This is a genomic window from Streptomyces sp. NPDC031474, from assembly GCF_055581185.1.
Genome location: NZ_JBVIJX010000010.1, coordinates 113,219 through 139,662, shown reverse-complemented (window position 1 = coordinate 139,662; position 26,444 = coordinate 113,219). Strand labels below are relative to the sequence as shown.

Sequence of the window (26,444 nt, the reverse complement as noted above, 5' to 3'; positions counted from 1 at the left end):
CGCACGCTGCCCGCCTCAGGCCGTCAACCCATGTCCATGAAACGCTTCACGGTCGTCACGAACCGCTCGGGATCGTCCCGCCACGGGTAGTGCCCCGCCCCCGGCTGCACGACGAGCTCGGCCTTGGGGAACAGTTCCACGAACTCCCGCATCACGCGCGGCGGTCCCGCCACGTCCACCTGTCCCGCGAGGATCAGCACCGGGGACGGGAAGGCGGCGAGGACTTCGCGGGTCGCGGTCGGGTCGAAGGCGCCCTCGGCGGCGTACACGGCTGCCGCCTCGTCGTTCCGCTGCCGCTCGCCCGCCTGGTCGAAGGCCCGGGCCTCCTCGTCCCAACGGGCATGGAAGAAGGGGGCGATGGCCTGCCAGGAGCCGGCGGCGCCCCGGTCGGCGGTGACATCCTCCAGCGCCGCGTAGGCGGCGGCGAACCATGGCTCATTCCCGCGCAGCCGGGCAGTCGTCAGACGGTCCTCGGCGGTGATCCCGAGACCTACCGCGTACACACTCGGCGTGATCAGCAGCAGACGGTTGACGCGGTCCGGGTGACGGGTGGCGTACAGGATCGCCAGGTTGGCCCCGCCGGAGTGCGCGAGCAGGTCGATCCGGTCGAGCCCGAGGTGCTCGCGCAGGGCGTCGACGTCGTCGACCTGGCGGTCGCAGCGGTACGACGCGGTGTCCGCGGGGGCGGCCGACTCACCGGTACCTCTGAGGTCCAGTCCGATCAGACGGCGGTGGGCGGAGAGGCCGCCGAGATCGCCCAGGTACGCCGCGGACTGCATGGGGCCACCGGGCAGACAGACCAGCGGCGGACCGTCCCCCGACTCGTGGTGGGCGAGGCGGGTTCCGTCGGAGGCGGTGAAGATCGACATAGGACAGAGCCTCACAGCGGCGGGCTCGGCGGGCAACGGGATTCCCCTCAGGGACGCCCCGCGCCGGCACAACCGAGCGCTTGTCCCGACGCCCCACCGTCGACGCGGGCTTCTCACGCAGTCCGGAACTGCGGCAGCACTGTCGGCATTGCTCTCATAATCATGAACCGGCTGATGGCACAGATTTCTGACGTTGAGTCAGTTCCGGGCGGAGCGGACCGCCTCGCGTACCGCCGGTGCGATCTCCTCGGCCCAGCGGCCGAGTGTGACGTCGGCGGGGGTGCCGTCCTCGACCCGGAAGTGCACGAACCCGGACGCCCCGAACTCCAGGGCCGCGCCGGTGAGTTCCTCCACCCACTGGCCGACCGAGCCGCCCCGCCAGCGCCCTTCGCGGTCGCGCGGGGCGGCCGACGCGGTGGCTGTGATGACGCCGGGCAGGTTGTAGACGGTGGCGACGTCGCCGGGTTGGCGGCCCGCCGTCAGCGCCGCTTCGTCGATGACGGGCCGCGACTCCCGGTAGCGCGGGCTGAGCCAGTCCGCGGCATGCCCGGGTATCCAGCCGTCGGCCACCCGCCCCGTGACGGCAAGGGACTTCGGGCCGACGGCGCCCGTCCACACCGGCGGCACCTCGACGGGGGCGGGTTCCAGATCCCGGACCTGGTAGAACTCTCCCTCGAACGTGACCGGTTCGCCTTTCCCGCAGAGCAGCCGGACCAGGGTGATCGCCTCTTCGAGCGCGCGTACCGCGGCGCCCGGCCCGAGCTTGGGCAGCCCGAGCCGGGCGATGTCGTCCCAGAGCCCGCCCGCCCCCATGCCCAGCACCAGCCGGCCGCCGGTGAGGGCGGACAGCGAGGTGACCGTGCGGGCCAGCATCGGCGCCGGGCGGCTGGGCAGGTTGGTGACGCACACCAGCCCGGAGACCCGCTCGGTACGGCCGAGGACGACACCGAGGATGGCGTACGCGTCGAGCCGACCGCCGAAGTAAGGGTGGTCGGAAACGGTCACCAGGTCCAAGCCCTGTCGGTCGGCCTGGACGGCCAGGCGGAGGGTTTCCTCGACCTCGTCGACGGCTGTGCTGATCCCGGTCCCGAACAACGGCTTGCTGTGCAGTGGCATGGCGAAGACAGCCCTTCCCCCCGTCGGTGGAGCGTCCGCGGGACACCCCTTTCAGTTCGTGCCACGAACGGTATGGGTGCGTGGCGCGAACCGACAACGGGACTTGTGACGTACGACGCCGTAGGGGGCGTAGGTCCACGGTCCAGGGTCCGCGGACCTACGCCTTACGAACTCGGGACCTACTTGGTGACCGCCGACACCGGTGCCGGAGCGTATCCCGTAGGTCGGGCCGAGAACGTGCCTCGGCCCTGGGTGCGGCTGCGCAGCCGGGTCGCGTAGCCGAACAGCTCGGCCAGCGGCACGGTCGCGGTGATCACCGCCGAAGCGCCGCGCACGGTCGAGTCGGTGACCCTCCCGCGCCGAGCGGCCAGGTCTCCGAGGACTCCGCCGACGGCGTCCTCGGGAACGGTGACGCACACCTCGACAACCGGTTCCAGCAGGACCATCGCGCAGCGGCGCAGGGCCTCCCGCAGCGCGAGCCGGCCGGCCGCGCGGAAGGCGGTCTCCGAGGAGTCCTTCACATGGGTCGCCCCATCGGTGAGGGTGACCCGCAGCCCGGTGACCGGGTGCCCGCCCAGGGGACCCTCGGCAAGCGCGTCCCGGCAGCCGGCCTCGACGGCACGGACGTACTCCTGCGGCACCCGACCGCCCACGACGGCCGAACGGAACGCGAAACCGGTTTCGACGTCGCCGTCCGCCCTCTCGCCGCCGACCGCGTCGAGCGGTTCGACGTCGAGCACGACGTGCGCGAACTGGCCGGCGCCACCGTCCTGTTTGACGTGCCGGAAGAGCAGGCCGGACACCCCACGGGCGACCGTCTCGCGATACGTCACCCTCGGACGCCCCACGTTGACCTCCACGCCGAGGCCACGGCGCACCTTCTCCACCGCGACCTCCAGATGCAGTTCACCCATGCCCGACAGCACCGTCTGACCGGTCTCGGCATCGGTCCTGACGACCAGCGACGGATCCTCCTCCGCGAGCCGCGCGAGTGCCGAGGCCAGCCGGTCGGCGTCGGTGCTCGTCCGCGCCTCGACCGCCACGGAGACGACCGGTTCGGCGACCCCGGGCGGTTCGAGGACGATCGGCGCCTCCGGCGCGCACAGGGTCGAGCCCGCACGCGCCGACTTCAGCCCGATCACGGCCACGATGTCCCCGGCGACCGCGCGCTCCACCTGGGCGTGCCGGTCGGCCTGCACACGCAGGATCCGACCGATCCGCTCGGTGCGTCGCGTGCCCGACTCCCACACCGCGTCCCCCTTCTCGATCGTGCCCGAGTACACCCGCAGGTAGGTGAGCCGACCGGTCGGCGTGGCGCTGACCTTGAACGCGAGAGCGGCGAACGGCGCGGAGGGGTCGGCGGGCCGTTGCTCACCGACGGCCTCCTGCACACGATCGACGTCTCGCCGCATGCTGTCGGCGCCTGCCTGCGTACTGTCGGCGTCTCCCTGCACACGGTCGGCACCCCTCCGCGTGCTGCGGCCGGCGGCCTGCACACCGCGTACCGGCGGCACGTCCAGCGGCGACGGCAGGTAGGCGACGACGGCGTCCAGCAGCGGCTCGATGCCGCGATTGCGGTAGGCCGAGCCGCACAGCACGACCACGCCGTCGCCCGTGCGGGTCAGGTCGCCCAGCGCTTGGGAGAGGGTCTCGGCAGACAGCGTCTCCCGGTCGCAGAACTCCTCCAGCGCTGCCGGATGCCGCTCCGCCACAGCCTCTTCCAGCAGCCTGCGCCGACGCATCGCGTCCTCCCGAAGCTCCTGCGGCACAGCCGCCTCGACGATCGTCCCGCCGGCCGTTTCGCCGTCGTCGCTCCAGGTCAGCGCCCGCATGCGGAGCAGATCGACGACGCCGGTGAAGTCGTTCTCCCTGCCGATGGGCAGGTGCACGACCAGCGGGACCGGGTGGAGGCGTGCACGGATCGACGCCACCGCGGAGTCGAGGTCGGCGCCGACCCGGTCGAGCTTGTTGACGAACGCGATCCGGGGAACGCCGTGCCGGTCTGCCTGCCGCCACACCGATTCACTCTGCGGCTCCACGCCGGCGACGGCATCGAACACCGCCACCGCCCCGTCGAGCACCCGCAGGGATCGCTCCACCTCGTCGGCGAAGTCGACGTGCCCGGGGGTGTCGATCAGGTTGATGCGGTGACCGTCCCAGCCGCAGCTGACGGCCGCGGCGAAAATGGTGATCCCACGGTCGCGCTCCTGGGGGTCGAAGTCGGTGATGGTGGTGCCGTCGTGGACCTCGCCGCGCTTGTGCGTGGTCCCGGTGGCGTACAGGATCCGTTCGGTGACGGTGGTCTTGCCCGCGTCGACATGGGCGAGGATGCCCAGGTTGCGTACGGCAAGGAGGTGACGGTCGAGGTTGTTGCGCACGGCCCTTGGCCTTTCGGGGTGTTTCCGAGAACGGGCAGCGCGATTTCCGGACGAAGACGGGCAGCACGTGCATGACATATATGTGCATGAGCACAGACATGACGGACCGTCAGATACCGATTCAAGACGGCATGTTGGGCTACTCAGCCCTTCGTCAGGACATCCGGTGCCGGCCGCGCAGCGAGCACCGGACGGACGAAGACACGAGGATCACCTCGTAGCGGGAGCGGGGAGCGGCGACAGCGGTATGGTCACGCATGGCGGGCTCCCCTCGTTCGCATCGGTGCGGCGCGCCCTGATCGTGGGCCACGCTTGGTCTTCGGTGAGTGTAGGGGCGGGCGGGCGTGCCCGGCACGCGATTTATCGCACCGGGCCCACCGCCACCGGGTAGAACTGCCTCCGCACCTGACGCAGCCATGCGTCGGCAGCTGCGTCGTCGGGGTGTTCGGGCAGAACGCTGCGCGTCCCGGCGAAGGCGTCCTCGAATCCCCGCAGCAGCGGCAGCGCCGCTTCGGGGTCGGCGGCGACCTGTTCGCCGAACCGGTGATAGCTCTCGGGGTCCTCGACGCGAATCGTCAACTTCCCTGTGGTGTAGAGCTCGTAGCCCTGGGTGCACAGCCGCTTGAGGTGACGGGCGTGCTTGGCGGTCCGGCTGCGGGTGCCCGCGGTCAGGGCCCCTTCGCTGCGGTTCTGGAGTCTGCGGAACTGCTGGGTGGCGTAACCGAGATAGGCGTCGCGGACCCGTCGTGCGCTGAGCAACGTCTCGCGCAAGGCGATGAGTTCGTCACCCAGGGCAGTGCGCACCTCGTACAACTCGTCCGGCAGCCAGACGAGTTCCATCACCGTCGGGTTGCCGCCGAGGGCGAGTCGGCACCACTTCGCGGCCTCGTGCAGGGTGCGGTCGGGTGACGTGCTGACATGCGACTCCTGCGGCCGGTGCAGGCCGTGCAGTTCCTCGGTGGGGGCGGCGAACATGCCGAGGCGGTCCACGTCGGAGCCTTCGTGGGCGAGCCCGTAGGCGGTCGAGCCGACGATGCCGGACAGCAGGATGTTGGTGACGGTCACTGGTGCCCCCGGTCGTTCCCCGATGCTGATCAGCGCCGCCGGGTCGGGCGACGGGACCGCCATGATGCCCCGGCGCCGACCCCGAGCACCTCACATTTTTCGGCGGCGCCCGCTCCGGCGGCGCCCGCCCGGTCGCCCCGCTCGCCCCGCCCTCGCCGCGACCGTCCCCACGCCCGCCGCCTCACCCGTACGGCTCATTGCACTGGTCGCGCGGCGTGGCCGGTGGTGCCGTGGAGGAGCGGGGGCAGCCGGCCCCGCCCTCAGGAGGCACCCGTGACCACCCCTCGCCCGTCGTCCCGCCCGTCCTGCCCGCCCCGCCCGCCGGGCCCGGCCGGTCCGACCCGTCCGACCCGTCCGGCTCGTCCGGCTCGTCCCGCGCGCGTCCTGGCCGCCGTCCTGGCCTGCGGAACGCTGCTGGCCACCGCGGCCTGTTCCGACGGGGACGACAGCGCGTCGACCGACTCGGGTGTCGCGGCCAGACCCGTCGCCGAGCGGACCGCCACCAAGTCCCCGGACCTGCCGCTCACGAACGCCCGCGCACAGATCGCACTGATCACGGAGGGAGATCTGGAGGACGCCTGGAATCAGGTCAAGACCGCGGGGAACTGGCACGACACCCTGCTGATCGACAAGGTCGACGTCGCCCAGTTCCTCACCGCCAAGACGCAGGCCGCCAACTGTCAGCGACTGCTCGACGGTCTCTACGAGAACGACCTGCTGGGCAAGCCGTCGGGCGGGTCGGCACTCACCGGCTTCCAGCAGGGCGACTCCCGGCTGCTCTACCAGGTCGCCGCATACGACAAGGCCGACCTCGACCAGTCACTGAAGTGGCTGGAGTCGCTTCCGACCGACTGCGACCAGTTCAACGCGGTCGGCTCAGACAACTCCACCCGAACCGTGCAGGTCGTCGAGGCCTCCCTGCCCAAGGCAGGCGACGCCCGGCAGGGCGTGACCGTGACGGTGCAGGGCGTCTCGGGGGGTTCGCCGGTCACGCTCACCCTCGACGTCGCCGTCGTACGGGTCGGCGACGACGCGATCACGGTCACGAACGGCGGCACCGACGGCGTGGACCACGACAGCACCAAGGACGCAGTGAGCCATGGCACGACGCGGCTGAAGGACGTCCGGGAGGGCCGTACACCGGCTCCGGAGCCCAGCCAGTTCGACTGATCGAGGCTCTGCGCCCGGCCTCGTCCGGCCTTCTTCCTCCGAGCAGAACCATGTGACATATTACTGTCGTGACCAAGCGACCGAGCGGTGACGTCGTGGTCGTCGGCGCCGGCATGGTGGGCGCCGCCTGCGCGCTGTACGCGGCCCGTGCCGGGCTGGAGGTGGTGCTGGTCGACCGCGGCCCCGTGGCCGGCGGCACGACCGGCGCGGGCGAGGGCAACCTCCTCGTCTCCGACAAGGAGCCAGGACCCGAGCTCCAACTGGCCTTGCTGTCTGCCAGGTTGTGGGCCGAGCTGGCCCAGGAGCTGGGCACGGCCGTCGAGTACGAGCCCAAGGGCGGCCTCGTCGTCGCGTCCGCCCCCGACGCCCTCACCGCCCTGACGGACCTGGCGACCGGTCAGCGGGCTGCCGGGGTGGAGACGGTCCACGTCGGAGCGGACCAACTCCACGACCTGGAACCGTACTTGGCACCCGGCCTCGCGGGCGGTGTGCTGTATCCGCAGGACGCCCAGGTCATGCCCACCCTTGCCGCCGCGCACCTCGTACGGGCCTCGGGCGCGCGGCTGGAGACCGGTCGCGCCGTGACACGGATCCTGCGCGGCGCCGACGGCGCCGTCCGGGGCGTGCGGACCGACCGGGGCGACATCCTCGCGCCGGTCGTGGTGAACGCGGCCGGGACCTGGGGTGCGCAGGTCGCCGAACTGGCGGGGGTGGGGCTGCCGGTACTCCCCCGCCGGGGCTTCGTCCTGGTCACCGAGCCGCTGCCACGCCGGGTGCGGCACAAGGTGTACGCCGCCGACTACGTGGCCGACGTGGCGAGCGACTCGGCCGCCCTGCAGACCTCACCGGTCGTCGAGGGGACCGCCGCCGGGCCGGTGCTGATCGGCGCGAGCCGGGAACGGGTCGGCTTCGACCGGTCCTTCTCGCTGCCGGTCGTCCGCGCCCTGGCGGCAGGGGCGACCCGCCTGTTCCCGTTCCTGGAGCAGGTACGGGCGATGCGCACGTATCTCGGCTTCCGCCCGTACATGCCCGACCACCTCCCCGCCATCGGACCCGACCCCCGCGTGCCCGGACTGTTCCACGCCTGTGGCCACGAGGGCGCGGGCATCGGGCTCGCCACCGGCACCGGCCACCTGATCGCGCAAACCCTCGCCGGTCAGGGCCCTGAACTGAGCCTGACACCGTTCCGCCCCGACCGCTTCGACCACCCCGACCACCCCGACCACCCCGACCGCTCCGCCGAGGAGGCCGTGCCGTGAACCCCCTGAAGCTGGTCCGGGCGCGCCCCGGCACCCCGTTCGCCCTCACCTTCGACGGCCGGGAGATCGAGGCACTGCCCGGGCAGACGATCGCCGCCGCACTGTGGTCGTCCGGTGTCACGGCCTGGCGCACCACACGGGGCGGAGGGCGTGCGCGCGGGGTCTTCTGCGGGATCGGCGTGTGCTTCGACTGCCTGGTGACCGTCGACGGCCGCCCCAACCAGCGCGCCTGCCTGGTGCCGGCCGCGCCGGGCGCGGACATCCGCACGCAGGAAGGGACGGGCCACGATGACTGAGCGGCACCCGGTGCTCGCGGTGATCGGCGCGGGCCCGGCCGGGCTCGCCGCCGCGTCGGCAGCCGCGGCGCACGGCGTGCGGGTGGTGCTGATCGACTCCGCCGCCGAGGCGGGCGGACAGTTCTACCGGCAGCCCGCACCCGCACTCCGCGCCCGTCGCCCCCAGGCACTCCACCACCAGTGGCGCACCTGGGAGCGACTGCGCGCCGGACTCGACACCCACCTCGCCACCGGACGCGTCACGCATCTGAATGACCGTCATGTGTGGTGTGTGGAACGGGAGTCGAGCGGCTCGGGCGAATCAGACGGCTTCACCGTGCACGCTCTGACGGGTCCTGGGCAGGAGGAGTCCGTCGCGGTCCGCGCCGACGGGGTGCTGCTGGCGACCGGCGGCTACGAGAAGGTCCTGCCGTTCCCCGGCTGGACCCTGCCCGGTGTGATCACCGCGGGCGGCGCCCAGGCCCTGCTGAAGGGCGGACTCGTGCTGCCCGGCCGTACGGCCGTCGTGGCCGGCACGGGCCCCTTGCTGCTGCCCGTCGCGGCCGGCCTCGCCGCTGCAGGTGCGCGGATCGTCGCCCTGGTCGAGTCGGCCGGGCCGGGGAACTTCGTGCGTCGCGCCCCGGCCTGGGCCACAGCCCCTCGGAAGCTGGCCGAAGGGGCCGGGTACGCGGCCCGACTCCTGCGCCACCGCGTCCCGGTGACGGCCCGTCACCTGGTGCTGGAAGCGCACGGGGCCGAACGGCTGGAGTACGTCGTCGTCGCCGCGCTGGACGCCGAGGGCAGGCCGGTGCCCGGTTCCGAGCGACGTGTCCCCTGCGACACCCTGGCCGTCGGGCACGGCCTGCTGCCGCACACCGATCTCGCCGAGGGGCTCGGCTGTCGCCTCGACGGGCCGGGCGTACGCGTCGACGACGAACAGCGCACCGACGTCCCCGGCGTCTGGGCCGCCGGGGAGACCACGGGCATCGGCGGCGCGACGCTGTCGCTCGCCGAGGGGCATATCGCCGGACGGTCGGCGGCGGCCAGGCTGACCGGCACGGTTCCCGACCCCCGAGCGTGGGCGCCGGCCGCCCGGTCCCGGACCCGGCTGCGGGCGTTCTTCGCGGCACTGGACGGCGCGTACGCCGCACGGCCCGTCCGGTGGACGGACCAGGTGAGCGACGAAACGGTCGTGTGCCGTTGCGAGGAGGTCACCGCGGGCGCCGTCCGCGAGGCCGTAGGCACACTCGGCGCGGGTGACCTGCGCACCGTGAAACTGCTGACCCGGGCCGGCATGGGCTGGTGCCAGGGCCGGATGTGCGAGCCCGGCGTGGCCGGTGTCGCCGGCTGTGAGCTCACCCCGGCCCGCCGGCTGCTGGCCCGCCCCGTGCCCCTGGCGGTGCTGGCCGCCCCGCCGACGGACCCCACCCCGAGGACCCAGTGATATGTCACATGTCACTCCCACGCCACACGCCCGTCTCCCACCACTCGTCGAACGCTCATCGAACGCCACCTGAAAGGGACCTCGGATGACCGCCCCCACCCCTCCCCCCGGCCCCGCCGATCCCCGGCATCGCCCCTGGCGTGGTGTCCTCGTCGCCACCGCGCTCCCGCTCAGGCACGACCTCTCCGTCGACTACGACCGGTACGCAGAGCACTGCGCCTGGCTGGTGGCGAACGGCTGCGACGGCGTCGTACCCAATGGCTCGCTGGGCGAGTACCAGGTGCTCACGCCCGAGGAACGCACCAGGGTGGTGGAGACGGCGGTGACCGCGATCGGCGGGGCGCGGGTGATGCCCGGCGTCGCCGCGTACGGCTCCGCGGAGGCCCGCCGCTGGGCCGAGCGGGCCGCCGAGGCGGGCTGCGAAGCGGTGATGCTGCTGCCGCCCAACGCCTACCGAGCGGACGAGCGTTCCGTCGTGGCCCACTACGCGGAGGTCGCCCGGGCGGGCCTGCCGGTCGTGGCGTACAACAACCCGATCGACACCAAGGTCGACCTCGTGCCCGACCTGCTGGCGCGGCTGCACGGAGAGGGTCTCATCCACGGCGTCAAGGAGTTCTCCGGCGATGTCCGACGCGCTTATCGGATCGCCGAACTCGCCCCCGAACTCGACCTGTTGATCGGCGCCGACGACGTGCTGCTGGAGTTGGCCGTGGCGGGGGCGAAGGGCTGGGTGGCGGGCTACCCCAACGCGCTGCCGAAGGCCTCGGTGCAGCTGTACCGGGCGGCCGTCGCCGGTGATCTCACCACGGCGCTCCCCCTGTACCGTCAGCTCCACCCGCTGCTGCGCTGGGACTCCCGCGTCGAGTTCGTCCAGGCGATCAAACTCTCGATGGACGTCGTGGGCCGCTACGGCGGCGGCTGCCGTCCGCCACGGGTCCCACTGCTGCCGGACCAGGAGGCGACGGTCCGCGCGGCCACCGAGAAGGCCGTCGCCGCAGGACTCGCGTAACTCCGCACCGGACAAGGGGACTTCATGCGCAGCAAGCTCGTCCTGCACGCCGTCGACTCGCACACCGAGGGCATGCCCACCCGAGTGATCACCGGCGGGATCGGCACCATCCCCGGCGCGACGATGAACGAGCGGCGGCTGTACTTCCGTGAACACCGCGACGACGTCAAGCAGTTGCTGATGAACGAGCCGCGCGGGCACTCCGCGATGAGCGGCGCGATCCTCCAGCCGCCCACGCGGCCGGACTGCGACTGGGGCGTCGTCTACATCGAGGTCTCCGGCTACCTGCCGATGTGCGGGCACGGCACGATCGGGGTGGCGACGGTACTCGTCGAGACGGGCATGGTGGAGGTGGTCGAACCGGTCACCACCATCCGCCTGGACACCCCGGCCGGACTCGTCGTCGCCGAGGTGACCGTCGAGGACGGCGCGGCCACCTCCGTGACCTTGCAGAACGTCCCCTCCTTCGCGGTCGCGCTGGACCGCAGGGCGACCCTGCCCGACGGGCGCAGCGTGACATACGACCTGGCCTACGGCGGCAACTTCTACGCGATCCTGCCCCTGGAGGAGTTCGGGCTGCCCTTCGACCGCGCTCGAAAGGACGACATCCTGCGGGCCGGCCTGTCCCTGATGGAGGTGATCAACTCCGAGGAGGAGCCGGTCCACCCCGAGGACCCGTCCATCCGCGGCTGCCACCACGTCCACCTGTACGCGCCCGGCGCCACCGCCCGGCACTCGCGGCATGCGATGGCCATCCACCCCGGCTGGTTCGACCGCTCGCCCTGCGGTACGGGGACGAGCGCGCGCATGGCGCAACTGCACGCCCGGGGCGAGCTGCCGTTGCGCACCGAGTTCGTGAACGAGTCCTTCATCGGCACCCGGTTCACGGGGCGGCTGCTCGGCACGACGGAGGTCGCCGGCCGCCCGGCGGTACTGCCCAGCTTCACCGGCCGGGCCTGGATCACGGGAACGGCCCAGTACCTGCTGGACCCGACGGACCCGTTCCCGGCGGGGTTCGTCCTGTGACACCGGGGCCCGCCCGCCGTAGATACTGATGGCCGTGATACGTGACATGGCACAGTGCGATGGCACAGCCCGCTTCCGAGGAGACCCACCATGGCCCCGCCGCCCGTGAGCAGCAGCCAGCCGCCCGCCGAGCCGTCGCTCCCCGTGCTCGGCGGGCGCCGCAGCAGCTACCGCGAGCGGGTCGCGGACGCCCTGCGGGCCGCGCTGATCGCGGGCGAACTGCGCCCCGGCGAGGTGTACTCGGCGCCGACCCTCGCCACCCGCTTCGGCGTCTCGGCGACGCCGGTCCGCGAGGCGATGCTGGATCTCGCCAAGGAGGGCCTGGTGGACGCGGTCCCCAACAAGGGGTTCCGGGTCACGGACGTCTCCGACCGGCAGCTCGACGAATACACGCACATCCGCGCGCTGATCGAGATCCCCACGGTGGCGGCGCTGGCGACGAGCGCCGACCCGGTGTCGCTGGAGGCACTCCGCCCCGCCGCCCGGGAGATCGTCGCCGCCGCGGTCGCGGGCGACCTCATCGCCTACGTCGAGGCCGACACCCGCTTCCACCTGGGCCTGCTCGCCCTGGCCGGTAACGCCCATCTCGTCGAGGTCGTCCGGGAACTGCGCGGCCGCGCCCGCCTGTACGGCCTGACCGCGCTCTCCGCCTCCGGCCGTCTGCTGGCCTCCGCCGAAGAACACCTGGAGCTTCTGGACGCCCTGCTGACACGCGACGAACGGGCCGTTCGCGAGGTCATGACACGGCATCTGGGGCATGTCCGGGGGTTGTGGGCGTCAGCCCGCGAGTAGGCCGCCCTCCGCGCAGATACCCCGGCGTCCCCGAAACGTCCTGTGATCCTTGTCGCGGACGGGAGAAGAGTGGGCGCAGCGCCGGTTGGGCAGTCAATTGCCCGTGCGCGAAAGGATGGTGTCTATCCCGTGGGGGAAGCCGTGCGTCTGTGTCTGATCGGTGCGGGACTGTCGGGGCTGGCGACGGCACACGCCCTGAAGAGCGCCGGTGTCGACTTCGTCTGCCTGGAGCAGTCGAGTGACGTCGGCGGGCTGTGGCGTCGGCCGCAGGCGGGCGAGCGCGGCCCCGGCTATCTGTCGCTGCACCTCAACACCGCCAAGCAGCTCACGGGTTACGCGGACTTCCCGATGCCCGCTTCCTACCCGCTCTACCCCCGGCACAGTCAAGTCGCCGCCTATCTGAGCTCGTTCGCCGAGTGGGCCGGCATACGGGACCGCATCGAGCTGGGTACGACCGTGGAATCCGTACGGCAGAAGGCCGACGGTGGGTGGACGGTCGTCAGCCGGGATGCCGACGGCACGATGGCGTCCCGCAGTTTCACGCAGGTGATCGTCGCCTCCGGGCACAACTCGGAGCCGTCGATGCCCGCTCTGCCGAAGGGCGCCGAGACGTTCACCGGGACGATTCGCCATTCTCTCGACTACCTCGACGGCAGCGCGTTCGCCGGACAGCGCGTCATCGTCGTGGGGCTCGGCAACTCGGCGGTGGACATCGCCGCGGACCTGTCCCGGCACGCCGAGCTGACCGTTCTCTCGGCACGCCGGGGACTGCACATCATGCCCAAGCAGTTGTTCGGCATGGCGCTCGACGAGATCGCCGACGCGCCGTGGTGGATCAGCATGTCCCTGGCCGAGCAGCGCCGTTTCATCGAACAGGCCCTGTTGATCGCCCGCGGCAGACTCCGCGACCACGGGCTGCCCGAGCCGGACCATCCGGTCTTCGCCTCGGCCGTCACCATCTCCGACGAGATCCTCAGCCGTATCCGCCATGGCGCGGTCACCCCGAAGCCGTCGATCGCCGCCGTCGACGGCGGCCGGGTCTCGTTCGTCGACGGCACATCGGTCAGGGCCGACGCGATCGTGTACTGCACCGGCTACCAGATGACCTTCCCGTTCCTGGAGCCCGGCTGCCCGATCGGCGCACAGGGCTCGGTCGAGCTGTACAAACGGGTCGTCGCCCCGGACCGTCCCGGACTGTTCTTCGTCGGTCTGGTGCGCCCGGTCGGTTCGATCACGCGGCTGGTGGAGGCGCAGGCGCGGTGGATCGCGCGGCTCGTCAACGGCGATGCGGTGCTGCCGGAGGCGGAGGTCATGCGCAAGGAGATCGCCACGTACCTGAGCGGTGTGGCGGGTCAGTACGGGCAGCGGGAGAGCGCGTCGATCCAGGTCAACGTAGCGCCGTATCTGCAGGAACTGCGCGAGGAGTGAGGTCGGACGGGCCCCGGAAACCAGAACACCGGGACGCCGGGACGCCGGGACGCCGGGACGCCGGGACGCCGGGACGCCGGGACGCCGACAAGGAGATACCCGCCCCGAAGGGCGGGTATCTAGTTGGCTGCAACGGTGTGCGTGCAGCTCATCACTTGGTCAGCCAGTTGAGGAACTTGCTCCACACTCCGGCCTGTTCGTGACGGACCGCTCCGGCGGTCTCGCGCGGCGGCGCCTGAGGGGTGCTCTGCCGGCTCGGACGGATCACCGTTTTGACGGGGGTGTACCGCGCGGGAAGCGTGACGAGCCCACGGCTGAACGCTCCCTGGCGCCACGTCAGACTGCCTTCGGGAACGCTGAGTTCGACGTCCGGGAGGCGGTTGAGGAGGTTCTCGACGGCCGATACGACGATCTGCCGGGCGGGTTCCTTCGAGGGGCAGGCGTGCGGGCCTGCGCTCCAGGCGAGGTGCGCACGGTTACTGCCGGCCTTGCGGGCCGCCGACAGCGTGGGACCGGTGTTGGCGGCGGCGATGCTGACCAGCATCAGGTCGCCTGCGGTGAGCTTCTGACCGGCGAACTCCATGTCGGCCACCGGGTAGTGGGCGGCGAAGTTGGTCATGGGCGGGTTCTCCCACAACGTGTCGTCCATCGCCTCCTCGATCAGCCCGCCCTCATGGGCGTACCGGTCGTCGGTGAGGATTCGGTGCAGGGTGTTGCCGATGAGGTTGACCAGCGGCTCGGCTCCCGCACCCAGCAGCAGGGAGACCTGATGCACCATCTCCTCGTCAGACAGACGGGTTTGATGCTTCAGCAGCCAGGAGGTGACGTCCTCGCCGGGCTTGCGCCGCTTGAGCGCGACGAGTTCGCCGACGGCCTCGAACAACACCTCGCTGGCCTTTTCGGCGTTGACGCCGTCGAACATGCCGGAGATGCCGAAGAAGACGCGGTCGCCGATGTCGGCGGTGCAGCCGAAGAGCTCGTTGAACACGAACAGCGGGAGCTGCTTGGCGTAGGAGCCGATCAGGTCGGCCGAACCGCGTTCGCCGAACTGGGAGATGAGGAAGTCGGAGATCCGCTCGACGCTCTGGCTCAGTCGCATCGGGTCGATGCGAGCGAGGCAGTCCGAGATGGACTGCCGCAGCCTCAGGTGTTCGGCGCCGTCGGAGGACATGCAGTTGGGCCGGTAGGCGAGCACGGGCAGAACGGGGCTGTCGGGGGCGATCCGGCCTTCGTTGAGGTCCCGCCAGCGGCGTGCGTCCTTACGGAACGAGCCGGAGTCCTGCAGGAGTTGGAGGGCGGTGGCGTAGTCGGTGACGAGGGTGGCCGCTACCCCCGGGGCGATCTCCACGGGCGCGGTCGGCCCGTAGTGCCGCAGGTAGGTGTAGTAGGGCTCCGGGTCGGCCGCGTACTCCGGTCCGTAGAGCGGCACTCGGCCGCCGGGCTGGTGCGCCGGGCAACCCGGAGGGGGCACGGGGGCGGTGGGTTGGGCGTCCATGTCTGCTCCTAGTGGGCACGGTCCTGCAGGTGACGGACGAGGGTGATCAGCGCTTCCGCCGAGGACTTCTCGTCTCGTGCGTCGCAGGTGACGACGGGGGTGTCGTCGAGCAGGTCCAGTGCGTCGCGCAGGGCCATCTCGTCGCGCAGCGGCGAGCCGTCGAAGTGGTTGACGGCGATGGCGTAGTCGAGTCCGTACTGCTCGATGAGGTCGATCACGGCGAAGGAGTCCGCGAGCCGCTCGGGGTCGACGAGCACCAGCGCGCCGAGCGCGCCGCGTGCCATGTCCTCCCACATCTGGACGAAGCGTTGCTGGCCCGGCGTTCCGAACAGGTACAGCACGACGCGGTCGCTGATGGTCAGACGGCCGAAGTCCATGGCCACCGTGGTGGTGGTCTTGCCCTGGACTCCCTTGAGGTCGTCGACGGACTCGGCGGCCCGAGTCATCGTCTCCTCGGTGGTCAGCGGCTCGATCTCGGAGATCGCCCCGATGAACGTGGTCTTGCCGACCGCGAAGTGGCCGACGACGAGGATCTTCACCGCCGTCTGCGTAGCCCCGTCGCGGACGTACGCCTGTTCATCCAAACTTGGCCCTGAGACCATTCAGCACCTCCTCCAGGATGTCCCGGTCGGCGAGCGGCGCCCGCTGCACGGGCGGACGGGTGATGAGGTAGCCGCCTTCGGTGAGGGCGGCGAGGAGGATCTTCACCACGCCCAGGGGCAGTTGGGTGTGTCCGGCGATCTCGGCGACCGAGAGGTAGCCGGCCGAGCACAGGTCCAACAGGTTCTGTTCCTCGGGGGACAGACGGGTCGGCCGCTGCTCGTGATCGGCGGCCGCCGTGACCAGGGTGATGAGGGAGAGCTGCCCTTCGTCGGGCAGCCCGCGCCCCTTGGTGATGACGTACGGGCGCACTAACTCCGGTGTCTGGGGCTCCAGTTCGTCGAAGCCGTTCATGACCGCGCGCCGAGGTTCTCGCGCGGCGGTGTCATCAGGGCCTTGCCGAGCTGACCGACGAGCTGCTGCATGCGGAAGGTGATGTCCTGCATGTCGATGTCCGGGGCGGCCGAGACGCCGAGGTAGGCGCCCTCACCGGCGGAGATCAGGAAGACCCAGCCCCCGTCGAACTCGACCACCGTCTGCCGCCACCGCATCTGCGGGTCCTCACAGAAGAACGCTAGCGAACGGCTGAGCGATTGCACCCCGCTCATCGCGGCGGCCACGCGGTCCGCGTCGTCCTTGTCGAAGTCCTGCGTCCGGGCCATCAGCAGGCCGTCGGCGGAGATCAGGACGGCGTGCAGGGCCCCGGGAATCTCCAAGGCACTGTCAAGCATCCATGACAGATCGTCGTTCACGAGACCTCATGCCCTTCGCTGCTTGCACCACGTGTACTGCTCGACTTGTCAGCGGGATCCGCAGGCGTGGCCCGGCCCGACTGGGTACCCCGTTGGAAGGCGCCCATGATCGCCGCCGTCTCGGCGCCCGAGCGGGCGGGAGCGGGGGCGGACGCGCTGCCCGGCACGATGGCCATGGGCCGCTTGCGCCGCCGCTTCGGCAGGCCGTCGGCGGTGGTGGTGCTGGCGGTCAGCGCGCCTTCGGGGCCACTGAAGCCCGTGGCGGTGGCGGTGGGAGCGACGGCCGGAGCCGGCTCCTTCTGCTCGGGCGCGTTGGTGAGCAGGTCGTGCGGCAGGAGCAGCACCGCGCGGACACCTCCGTAGGGGGAGGTGGAGTCCACGGACACCTCGAAGCCGAAGCGCTCGCTGAGCACACCGATCACGGCGAAGCCGAACTGCGGCGGGTTGCCGAGCGCGGAGACGCCCGAGACCCGGTCGCTGGCGAGGAGTTTGTCGGCACGGGTGCGCTCTTCGTCGTTCATACCGACACCGGCATCGTCGACGACGATGCAAATGCCCTTGGGCACGGTACGAATGTTGATTTCGACGACGGTGTCCGGGCTGGAATAGCTCGTGGCGTTGTCGAGCAGCTCGGCGAGGGCCAGTGCGACGGGTTCGACGGCACGGCTGGTGACGCCGAAGTCGACCTGCGAGAGAATCTCCACCCGCCGGTAGTGGCGAACCCTGCCCTGCGCGCTGCGCACCACGTCGTAGACGGACGCGACATCACGTGCGCGCCCCAGCCAGCCGTCGCAGAGCACGGCGATGGACTGGGCGCGTCGGCCGAACTGCGAGTTCGTGTGGTCGATCTCCAGGAGGTCCTGCAGGATGACCGACTCGCCGTATTTGTTCTGCAGCCGGGAGACAATCAACTGCTGTTCCGCGGCCAGGCCCTGAAGGGTCCGCATCGCGGACTTGAGGACCGTTTTCGTAGCCTCTTCGGCTCGTTCCTGAGCTGCCTCGACGGATTGCGCGTACTCGTTTTCCAACGTGGAGTAGTGGGACTTGAGCCCCGCGATCTCCTGCCTTAAGGCACGCGCCACCCTGCGCTGACGCACAATGAGGGTGACTGCGACGAGTACGGCGACGAGGAGAGCCCAGAGTACCGGGTTCTGTATGTAATCAGTCATAAGACTCTCTTCAGGCGGCCTCGACTGACGGCCAGTTGCTGAATTCCCGTCAACGCGGGTGGACCGGCGGACCGCCCGCACCGGGGTGACCGCCCGGACTGTCCCCGTAGTCGGAGATGTCGTCTTGCACCCATCCGCCCGCTCTACAAGCGAGCGTGATCGTATCACCACAAGAACGAGCCATAGACCGTCAATATGGGGACGGAGATGAACATTGACGGACTGTCAGTAAGCTGTCGGAGCGACGCGCGAAGCGCCGCCCGAAGCGCCGCCCGGACAGGGTGTCGGGTGCCACGACAGGACAACCGATAAACGGGCTTCCGCGACATTCGGGCGGCAATGGATACGGAAACAACAAAACCCGCACCCGGCGGATCGCCGAATGCGGGCACTGACTGGCCATCAAAGATCACCGAGCGAAATCTGCTCGATGCGGAGAGTAAGAGTGTCCGAGGGGGGACTTGAACCCCCACGCCCGATAAAGGGCACTAGCACCTCAAGCTAGCGCGTCTGCCATTCCGCCACCCGGACCAGGTGTCTGCCGCCGTGCGGAAGCGTTCCCCGCGGCGACATGGACAACAATACCAAGCTTTCGGAGTGCGTTTCACCTGCATATCCGCTGGCCACACAGGGGGCGGGCCACCGCCGCGGGCACCTCACGCCGGGTGACCGCACGATCGCTCCGCGCTCGGGCTGCGGGACGACCACCTGGCTGAGGGGCACCCGCGGTCAGGGCATCTGCTGGTACTCCGGGAAGTTTCCGGGCAGCCGCTCCCCGGTCGGTCCTCGTGTCACCGCGCATACCAGCAGTTCCCCGCCGACGTGCCGTCCATGGTGGTGGCCTGCTCGACCAGGGGATGGCGACGTCCGTCGAGGATCGCCCGCCCCGGGGCGTTGTTGCCGTCCAGGCGGACGACGAGCGGTTTGGTCAGCCGTACGGTGTCCAGGGCGCGCACGATGCCGTCGGCGACCGCGTCGCAGGCGATGATGCCGCCGAAGACGTTGACGAGGACCGACTTCACGGCGGGGTCGGAGAGCACGACCGACAGACCGTCGGACATGATCCGGGCCGACGCCCCGCCGCCGATGTCGAGGAAGTTGGCGGGGCGGGCGCCGCAGCCGGCGACCACGTCGAGGGGCGACATGACGAGTCCGGCGCCGTTGGCGATGATGCCGACCTCGCCGTCCAGTTTCACGTAGGTGAGGCCCTTGGCCGCGGCCGCCGCCTCCCACGCGTCGCCCTGGTCCGCTGTCTCCGTTCCCCAACGCGCCCGCCGGAAGGACGCGTTGTCGTCGAGGGTGACCTTGCCGTCGAGGGCGACGATCTGTCCCTGCCGGGTGCGAACGAGCGGGTTGACCTCGACCAGGAGGGCGTCCTGCCGGATCAGCACCTGCCACAGCCGGGCCAGGACGTCCACGGTCTGCGGCGGCAGTCCGGCTGCCCCGGCGATCTCGCCGGCCTTCGCCGAGGTGACGCCCTGCGCCGGGTCGACGGGGATGCGGGCGACCGCCTCGGGCCTGGTGGCGGCGGCCTCCTCGATCTCCATACCGCCCTCGGCGCAGGCGACCGCGAGGAAACGGCCGCCCGCGCGGTCCAGCACGTAGGAGACGTAGAACCCCCTGTCGATATCCACGGGTTGGGCCAGCATCACCGCGCCGACCGGGCGCCCCTTGATGTCCATGCCGAGCATCTGGCGGGCTGTCAGCTCGGCCGCGGCCGGATCAGCGGCGAGCCGAACTCCGCCCGCCTTGCCTCGGCCACCGGGCGATCTCGCGCGCCTCCTTGGGTGAATCGGTCACCTCGGCCTGTGGCACCACGATGCCGTGTTCCTCGAAGAGTTGCCTTGCCTGGTGTTCGTACAGGTCCATCTCGGCTCCCGTCTGCGAAGTCTTGCGAAGTCGAATCCGAAGTCCGCCGAGCCATCGCGAGGCCGAACTCCGATGGCCGAAAGTGCCGCACGCCCCCTGGACACCGCCCACCGGATGCGGGATAACAAGCTTCATACAGTATTCGTCGACTGTATGCAATGTACGACGACTGCATCCCATCCCCCTAACGAAGGGACAGGACTTCGCCATGCCAGACGACACCCAGGACGTGATTTCCGGTGGTCATCTCGTTGCCAAGGCGCTGAAGGCAGAGGGGGTCGACCGTATCTACACCCTGTGCGGCGGCCACATCATCGACATCTACGACGGCTGCGTCGACGAGGGCATAGAAGTCGTCGACGTACGCCACGAACAGGTCGCCGCCCACGCCGCCGACGGCTACGCGCGCATCACCGGCAAGCCCGGCTGCGCGGTCGTCACCGCCGGACCCGGCACCACCGACGCCGTCACCGGTGTCGCCAACGCCTTCCGCGCGGAGTCGCCCATGCTGCTGATCGGCGGTCAGGGGGCGCTCACCCAGCACAAGATGGGGTCCCTGCAGGACCTGCCGCACGTCGACATGATGACGCCGATCACCAAGTTCGCGGCGACCGTGCCGGACACGGCCCGCGCGGCGGACATGGTGTCGATGGCGTTCCGCGAGTGCTACCACGGCGCGCCCGGACCCTCCTTCCTGGAGATCCCGCGCGACGTCCTCGACGCCAAGGTGCCGACGGCGAAGGCCCGGGTGCCGAGGCCGGGCGCCTACCGCGCCTCCACCCGCTCGGCCGGCGACCCCGAGGCCGTCGAAAAGCTCGCCGACCTGCTGGTGCACGCCGAGAAACCCGCCATCCTGCTGGGCAGTCAGGTGTGGACGACCCGGGGCACTGAGGCGGCCGTCGAACTGGTGCGCACGCTGAACATCCCGGCGTACATGAACGGCGCGGGCCGCGGCACACTGCCGCCCGGCGACCCGCACCACTTCCAGCTGTCGCGCCGGTACGCCTTCTCAGGAGCCGACGTGATCGTCATTGTGGGCACCCCGTTCGACTTCCGGATGGGCTACGGCAAGCGGCTCTCCCCCGACGCGACCGTCGTGCAGATCGACCTCGACTACCGCACCGTCGGCAAGAACCGCGACATCGACCTCGGTATCGTCGGCGACGCCGGGCTGGTGCTGAAGTCGGTGACCGAGGCCGCCTCCGGCCGCCTCAACGGGGGCGCGTCGAAGCGCAAGGAGTGGCTCGACGAACTGCGCGCCGCCGAGCAGACCGCGCTCGAGAAGCGATTGCCCCGCCTCAGGTCGGACGCCTCGCCGATCCATCCCTACCGCCTGGTCAGCGAGATCAACGACTTCCTCACCGAGGACTCGATCTACATCGGCGACGGCGGCGACATCGTCACCTTCTCCGGGCAGGTCGTGCAACCCAAGTCACCGGGCCACTGGATGGACCCGGGTCCGCTGGGCACCCTCGGCGTCGGCATCCCCTTCGTGCTCGCCGCCAAGCAGGCGCGACCCGAAAAGGAGGTCGTCGCTCTCTTCGGCGACGGCGCGTTCTCCCTCACCGGCTGGGACTTCGAGACCCTCGTCCGCTACGACCTCCCGTTCGTCGGCATCGTCGGCAACAACTCCTCCATGAACCAGATCCGCTACGGCCAGGCCGCCAAGTACGGCCCGGAGCGCGCGCGGATCGGCAACACCCTCGGCGACGTTCACTACGACAAGTTCGCGCAGATGCTGGGCGGTTACGGCGAGGAGGTGCGCGACCCCGCCGACATCGGCCCCGCGCTCCGGCGCGCCCGCGAGTCCGGGAAGCCCTCCCTGATCAACGTCTGGGTCGACCCGGACGCGTACGCCCCCGGAACGATGAACCAGACGATGTACAAGTGAGGTGCCCCCGATGACCGCCATGACTCCCGCGACAGGAACGACGGCCAAGGCTCTCGAAGGCATCCGTGTCCTCGACATGACGCACGTCCAGTCGGGCCCGTCCGCGACCCAGTTGCTCGCCTGGCTCGGCGCGGACGTCGTGAAGCTGGAGGCGCCGTCCGGTGACATCACGCGCGGGCAGTTGCGCGACCTCCCGGACGTCGACTCGCTCTACTTCACGATGCTCAACTGCAACAAACGCAGCATCACCCTCAACACCAAGACCGAGCGCGGCAAGGAGATCCTCACCGAGCTGATCCGGCGCTCCGACGTCATGGTCGAGAACTTCGGACCGGGGGCGGTCGACCGTATGGGCTTCACCTGGGACCGCATCCAGCAGATCAATCCGCGGATCGTGTATGCCTCCATCAAGGGGTTCGGGGACGGCCCGTACACGAACTTCAAGGCGTACGAGGTCGTCGCTCAGGCCATGGGCGGGTCGATGTCGACCACCGGTTTCGAGGACGGGCCGCCGCTGGCGACGGGGGCCCAGATCGGGGACTCGGGGACAGGGGTGCACGCCGTGGCGGGGATTCTCGCGGCGCTGTACCAGCGGGAGAACACCGGGCGCGGTCAGCGGGTCAACGTGGCCATGCAGCACGCCGTACTCAACCTGTGCCGGGTGAAACTGCGGGACCAGCAACGCCTGGCACACGGGCCGCTCACTGAATACCCCAACGACCACTTCGGCCAGGAGGTTCCCCGGTCCGGAAACGCGTCCGGCGGCGGCCAGCCCGGCTGGGCCGTGAAGTGTGCGCCGGGCGGGCCGAACGACTACGTGTACGTCATCGTGCAGCCGGTCGGCTGGCAGCCGATCAGCGAGCTCATCGGCCGGCCCGAGCTGGCCGACGACCCCGAGTGGGCGACTCCGCAGGCCCGGCTGCCCAAGCTGAACAAGATGTTCCAGCTGATCGAGGAGTGGTCCTCGACGCTGCCCAAGTGGGAGGTGCTGGAGCGGCTCAACGCCCACAACATCCCGTGCGGGCCGATCCTGTCCACCAAGGAGATCATCGAGGACGAGTCGCTGGCCGCCAACGAGATGGTGGTGCGCGTACCGCATTCGCAGCGCGGCGAGTTCATGACCGTGGGCAGCCCGCTGAAGCTCTCCGACTCCCCCGTCGAGGTGACCGGCTCACCGCTGCTGGGCGAGCACAACGAAGAGGTGTACATCGGCGAACTCGGCCTCGGGGACGAGGAGCTGCGCCTGCTCAAGTCGAACGGGGTGATCTGAGGTGATGGCCGAGGACCGGGTGCTCAGGGTGCGTGCGCTGCTCGACGCGGTGCGCGCCGAGGGGCGGACGGCGCTCACCGCGCCGGAGGGCAAGGTGATCGCCGACGCGTACGGGATCGCCGTACCGGGCGAGGAGCTCGCGACCGACGTCGAGGAGGCCGTCGCGTACGCCGCGCGCTTCGGCGGCCCCGTCGTGATGAAGATCGTCTCGCCGGACATCCTGCACAAGACCGACGCCGGCGGAGTGGTCGTCGGGGTGGCGGGCGCGGCGGACGTACGGGCGGCGTTCCACCGGATCGTCGAGAACGCGCGCGCGTACGACGCCGGGGCCCGGATCGCGGGTGTGCAGATCCAGGAACTGGTGCCGCAGGGGCAGGAGGTCATCGTCGGGGCGGTCACCGATCCGACGTTCGGCAAGGTCGTGGCGTTCGGGCTCGGCGGGGTGCTCGTCGAGGTGCTCAAGGACGTCACCTTCCGGCTGGCTCCGGTGGATTCCGACGAGGCGCTTTCCATGCTGGACTCGATCCGGTCGGCGGAGATCCTGCGCGGGGTGCGCGGTCTGCCCGGCGTGGACCGGTGGGCGGTCGCCGAGCAGATCCGCCGGGTGTCCCAACTGGTCGCGGACTTCCCCGAAATCGCCGAGGTGGACCTCAACCCGGTGATCGCGACGCCACACGGCGCCGTCGCCGCGGACATCCGCGTGCTCCTGTCCGACACGCCGGTCAAGGAGCGTCGTCGCTACACGCGCGCGGAGATCCTCACCTCGATGCGCCGTCTGATGCAGCCGAGTTCCGTGGCCGTGATCGGCGCCTCCAACGAGCAGGGCAAGATCGGCAACTCGGTGATGCGCAACCTCGTCGACGGCGGCTTCACCGGGGACATCCATCCGGTGAACCCCCGGGCCGATGACATCGTCGGCCGCAAGGCGTACAAGAGTGTCACCGACGTTCCCGGTGAGGTGGATGTGGCGGTCTTCGCGATACCCGCCAAGTTCGTGGCCGCGGCCCTGGAGGAGGTGGGACGCAAAGGCATCCCGAACGCCGTCCTGATCCCCTCCGGGTTCGCGGAGACCGGGGAACACGCCCTCCAGGACGAGCTCGTGGCGATCGCCGAGCGCTACGGCGTGCGGCTGCTCGGGCCGAACATCTACGGCTACTACTCGACCTGGCAGGACCTGTGCGCCACGTTCTGCACCCCGTACGACGTCAGGGGCGGGGTCGCGCTGACCTCGCAGTCCGGTGGCATCGGGATGGCCATCCTGGGCTTCGCGCGCACCACGAAGACGGGCGTGTCGGCGATCGTGGGGCTCGGCAACAAGTCGGACCTGGACGAGGACGACCTGCTGACCTGGTTCGGCGAGGACCCGCACACCGACTGCATCGCGATGCACCTGGAGGACCTCAAGGACGGGCGCGCCTTCGTCGAGGCCGCGCGGGCCACCGTTCCGAAGAAGCCGGTCGTCGTCCTGAAGGCGGGCCGTACGGCGGCGGGCGCCAAGGCGGCCGGCTCCCACACCGGGGCGCTGGCGGGCGACGATGCCGTCTACGACGACATCCTGCGGCAGGCAGGCGTCATCAGGGCGCCCGGGCTGAACGACATGCTGGAGTACGCGCGCGCGTTGCCGGTGCTGCCCACCCCTCAGGGGGACAACGTCGTGATCATCACGGGCGCGGGCGGCAGCGGGGTGCTGCTGTCGGACGCGGTGATGGACAACGGCCTGACCCTGATGGAGATCCCGCCGGACCTGGACGCGGCGTTCCGGGAGTTCATCCCGCCCTTCGGGGCCGCGGGCAACCCGGTCGACATCACCGGGGGCGAGCCGCCGTCGACGTACGAGGCGACGATCCGGCTGGGGCTGGAGGATCCGCGCATCCACGCGCTGGTGCTCGGCTACTGGCACACCATCGTCACTCCCCCGATGGTCTTCGCGGAGCTCACCGCGCGCGTGGTGGCCGAGTTCCGCGAGCGAGGCATCGAGAAACCCGTCGTGGCGTCGCTCGCGGGTGACGTGGAGGTCGAGGAGGCCTGCCAGTACCTCTACGAACGGGGCGTCGTGGCGTACCCGTACACGACGGAGAAGCCGGTGGCCGTGCTCGGCGCCAAGTACCGCTGGGCGCGGGCCGCGGGGATGTTGGGGGGCGGTTCATGAGGTGACCCAGGCTCGGGGCCCGCCGACGGTGCGTGTCGGCCGGCCCCGGGACCCGTGCGCACACGAAAGGCATTGGACAGGGGGCGCTGGCCAGAACTTTCGACGCAAGGGGTGCTGAGCTGTATGACAACCACCGACCACTCGACCTCCCTCCCCTACCGGGAGGTGACCGACCGCAACGGCCGCGTGTACCGGATCGGCGAGAGCGACCTGGACATCATGGGGCGGCCACGCTGGACCATGGTGCTCTTCCCCTGGGCTGATGGGCGTCTGGGTGTCCTTCCAGGCGGCCGTGGCCTTCCCGGCCGGGCAGCTGCGCGAGAGCGGCAAACTGCCCGCGCGGTACGCGATGATGCTGGGCGCGCTGGGCACGGTTCTCGGCTATCTGTCACTCGCGTACGCGCCGCACGTCGCCGTCGCCTATCTCGGCTTCGGCGTGTGCAGCGGCATCGGCGCCGGCCTCGTCCACGCGACCTGCGTGAACATGGTCGGCAAGTGGTATCCGGAGCGCAAGGGCGGCAAGACCGGCATGGTCAACGGCGGTTTCGCCTACGGCTCGGTGCCCTTCGTGTTCCTGTTCACGTCGTACATGGACCTGGGCAACTACCGGGGCGTGCTGGTGATGGTGGGCCTCGTCTGCTGCGCCGTCGTCGCGTTCGCGGGGTGGTTCTTCCGGGACCCGCCGAAGAACTGGTGGCCGGCGCAGGTAGACCCGCTCAGGCTCACCGACGACCCGAAGATCCGTCGGGCGCTGGAGAAGAACCCGCCCGCGGTGAGGCAGTACACGCCGAAGGAGGCCGTCCGCACCCCCGTCCTGTGGATGATGTGGTTCTGTCTGCTGTGCACGGCCGGGATCGACATCTTCGGGATCGCCTTCCAGGTGCCGTTCGGCAAGGACATGGGCTTCGCGGGCGGGATCGTGGCCACGGCGATGTCCCTGAAGGCGATCGTCAACGGCACCGGGCGCGGCATCATCGGCTGGATCTCCGACCGCTGCGGACGCCGCCACACGCTGATCATCGTCTGTCTCGTGCTCGGTACAGCCCAGTTCGGTGTGCTGGTCTCCGGCCGGCTGGGCAGCATGCCGTTCTTCCTGTTCTGCTCCATGGTCTCCGGCTTCGGCGGCGGCGCGATCTTCCCGCTGTTCGCCGCGATGACGGCGGACTGCTTCGGCGAGAACAACAACGCCGGCAACTACGGCATGGTCTACAGCTCCAAACTCGTCTCGGGTCTCGTGGGCTCCGGCGTCGGCTCGATCGTGGTCGGCGCGTGGGACTACGAGGGCGCGTTCGTCCTGGCGGGCTCGATCGGTCTGGCGTCCGCGGTGCTGGCGCTCTTCCTGAAGGCGCCCGGCAGGCCCCTGACCAGTCGTCGCATCGTCCCCAATCCGCATCCGCTCGGTGAGGAAATGGCCTGAC

The 26,444-nt window shown here is 70.4% G+C and carries 20 protein-coding genes, 1 tRNA gene and 2 pseudogenes; 12 read left to right on the top strand and 11 right to left on the bottom strand.

Going from position 1 to position 26,444, the window contains the following annotated elements; genetic code table 11:
- Positions 1-23: 23 nt before the first annotated feature.
- The 4 genes from ACZ5SK_RS22150 to ACZ5SK_RS22135 all read right to left on the bottom strand — a co-directional run bounded on the left by ACZ5SK_RS22150 (position 24) and on the right by ACZ5SK_RS22135 (position 5,428).
- A complete protein-coding gene (locus tag ACZ5SK_RS22150) occupies positions 24-869 on the bottom strand; it encodes an alpha/beta fold hydrolase (protein ID WP_334575436.1) in 846 nt (281 codons plus the stop codon).
- Between the two features lie 198 nt (positions 870-1,067).
- Entirely contained in the window at positions 1,068-1,985 is a 918-nt protein-coding gene (locus tag ACZ5SK_RS22145) for an LLM class flavin-dependent oxidoreductase (protein ID WP_334575437.1), read from the bottom strand.
- Positions 1,986-2,164: 179 nt separating this feature from the next.
- Positions 2,165-4,363: an elongation factor G gene (locus ACZ5SK_RS22140; protein ID WP_468576502.1), complete on the bottom strand. Its 2,199-nt coding sequence runs from the start codon at positions 4,361-4,363 to the stop codon at positions 2,165-2,167.
- A gap of 360 nt (positions 4,364-4,723) precedes the next feature.
- Positions 4,724-5,428 (bottom strand): nucleotidyltransferase domain-containing protein, encoded by a 705-nt coding sequence (locus ACZ5SK_RS22135; RefSeq protein WP_457494046.1) that lies wholly within the window; start codon positions 5,426-5,428, stop codon positions 4,724-4,726.
- 273 nt (positions 5,429-5,701) lie between these two features.
- Here ACZ5SK_RS22135 and ACZ5SK_RS22130 point away from each other — a divergent pair, with 273 nt between their 5' ends.
- From ACZ5SK_RS22130 to ACZ5SK_RS22095, 8 genes are all read left to right on the top strand, one after another.
- Complete coding sequence (locus ACZ5SK_RS22130; protein ID WP_443041197.1) at positions 5,702-6,598, top strand: hypothetical protein; 897 nt, start codon at positions 5,702-5,704, stop codon at positions 6,596-6,598.
- Positions 6,599-6,666: 68 nt separating this feature from the next.
- Positions 6,667-7,857, top strand: coding sequence for an NAD(P)/FAD-dependent oxidoreductase (locus tag ACZ5SK_RS22125; RefSeq protein ID WP_334575439.1), 1,191 nt, complete (start codon positions 6,667-6,669; stop codon positions 7,855-7,857).
- Entirely contained in the window at positions 7,854-8,153 is a 300-nt protein-coding gene (locus ACZ5SK_RS22120; protein ID WP_334575441.1) for a (2Fe-2S)-binding protein, read from the top strand. The genes ACZ5SK_RS22125 and ACZ5SK_RS22120 overlap by 4 nt, the downstream gene beginning before the upstream one ends.
- Complete coding sequence (locus ACZ5SK_RS22115) at positions 8,146-9,576, top strand: FAD/NAD(P)-dependent oxidoreductase (RefSeq protein WP_468576499.1); 1,431 nt, start codon at positions 8,146-8,148, stop codon at positions 9,574-9,576. Before ACZ5SK_RS22120 ends, ACZ5SK_RS22115 begins: the two co-directional genes overlap by 8 nt.
- An 85-nt stretch (positions 9,577-9,661) precedes the next feature.
- A complete protein-coding gene (locus tag ACZ5SK_RS22110) occupies positions 9,662-10,585 on the top strand; it encodes a dihydrodipicolinate synthase family protein (RefSeq protein ID WP_334575443.1) in 924 nt (307 codons plus the stop codon).
- 24 nt (positions 10,586-10,609) lie between these two features.
- Complete coding sequence (locus tag ACZ5SK_RS22105; protein ID WP_334575444.1) at positions 10,610-11,611, top strand: proline racemase family protein; 1,002 nt, start codon at positions 10,610-10,612, stop codon at positions 11,609-11,611.
- Positions 11,612-11,701: 90 nt separating this feature from the next.
- Entirely contained in the window at positions 11,702-12,403 is a 702-nt protein-coding gene (locus ACZ5SK_RS22100) for a GntR family transcriptional regulator (RefSeq protein WP_334575446.1), read from the top strand.
- 141 nt (positions 12,404-12,544) lie between these two features.
- Positions 12,545-13,831 carry a flavin-containing monooxygenase gene (locus ACZ5SK_RS22095; protein ID WP_334581095.1) on the top strand — a complete coding sequence of 429 codons (1,287 nt, stop codon included), beginning with the start codon at positions 12,545-12,547 and terminating at the stop codon, positions 13,829-13,831.
- A 151-nt stretch (positions 13,832-13,982) separates the two neighbouring features.
- On the opposite strand, the gene ACZ5SK_RS22090 is transcribed toward ACZ5SK_RS22095, so the two are convergent.
- The 7 genes and pseudogenes from ACZ5SK_RS22090 to sucC all read right to left on the bottom strand — a co-directional run bounded on the left by ACZ5SK_RS22090 (position 13,983) and on the right by sucC (position 19,716).
- Positions 13,983-15,326, bottom strand: a complete 1,344-nt coding sequence (locus tag ACZ5SK_RS22090) for a cytochrome P450 (protein ID WP_361701888.1) — start codon at positions 15,324-15,326, stop codon at positions 13,983-13,985.
- A gap of 8 nt (positions 15,327-15,334) precedes the next feature.
- Entirely contained in the window at positions 15,335-15,928 is a 594-nt protein-coding gene (locus ACZ5SK_RS22085; protein ID WP_079658517.1) for a GTP-binding protein, read from the bottom strand.
- Entirely contained in the window at positions 15,903-16,280 is a 378-nt protein-coding gene (locus tag ACZ5SK_RS22080) for a DUF742 domain-containing protein (RefSeq protein ID WP_020125672.1), read from the bottom strand. The genes ACZ5SK_RS22085 and ACZ5SK_RS22080 overlap by 26 nt, the downstream gene beginning before the upstream one ends.
- The gene (locus ACZ5SK_RS22075) at positions 16,277-16,678 is read right to left on the bottom strand and encodes a roadblock/LC7 domain-containing protein (protein ID WP_334575450.1); all 402 of its coding nucleotides are present in this window, start codon (positions 16,676-16,678) and stop codon (positions 16,277-16,279) included. The genes ACZ5SK_RS22080 and ACZ5SK_RS22075 overlap by 4 nt, the downstream gene beginning before the upstream one ends.
- Positions 16,675-17,847, bottom strand: coding sequence for an ATP-binding protein (locus tag ACZ5SK_RS22070; protein ID WP_334575451.1), 1,173 nt, complete (start codon positions 17,845-17,847; stop codon positions 16,675-16,677). Before ACZ5SK_RS22070 ends, ACZ5SK_RS22075 begins: the two co-directional genes overlap by 4 nt.
- A 446-nt stretch (positions 17,848-18,293) precedes the next feature.
- A tRNA-Leu gene (locus ACZ5SK_RS22065) sits at positions 18,294-18,378 on the bottom strand.
- A gap of 260 nt (positions 18,379-18,638) precedes the next feature.
- Positions 18,639-19,716, bottom strand: a pseudogene (sucC, locus tag ACZ5SK_RS22060) (ADP-forming succinate--CoA ligase subunit beta).
- 208 nt (positions 19,717-19,924) lie between these two features.
- On the opposite strand from sucC, the gene ACZ5SK_RS22055 reads away from it, so the two are divergent.
- From ACZ5SK_RS22055 to ACZ5SK_RS22040, 4 genes and pseudogenes are all read left to right on the top strand, one after another.
- Positions 19,925-21,607 (top strand): thiamine pyrophosphate-binding protein, encoded by a 1,683-nt coding sequence (locus ACZ5SK_RS22055; RefSeq protein ID WP_334575453.1) that lies wholly within the window; start codon positions 19,925-19,927, stop codon positions 21,605-21,607.
- Positions 21,608-21,626: 19 nt separating this feature from the next.
- Complete coding sequence (gene frc, locus ACZ5SK_RS22050) at positions 21,627-22,877, top strand: formyl-CoA transferase (protein WP_443041316.1); 1,251 nt, start codon at positions 21,627-21,629, stop codon at positions 22,875-22,877.
- Between the two features lie 4 nt (positions 22,878-22,881).
- The gene (locus ACZ5SK_RS22045) at positions 22,882-25,026 is read left to right on the top strand and encodes an acetate--CoA ligase family protein (RefSeq protein ID WP_334575455.1); all 2,145 of its coding nucleotides are present in this window, start codon (positions 22,882-22,884) and stop codon (positions 25,024-25,026) included.
- Between the two features lie 123 nt (positions 25,027-25,149).
- A pseudogene (locus tag ACZ5SK_RS22040) lies at positions 25,150-26,443 on the top strand (OFA family MFS transporter).
- Position 26,444 lies beyond the last annotated feature (1 nt).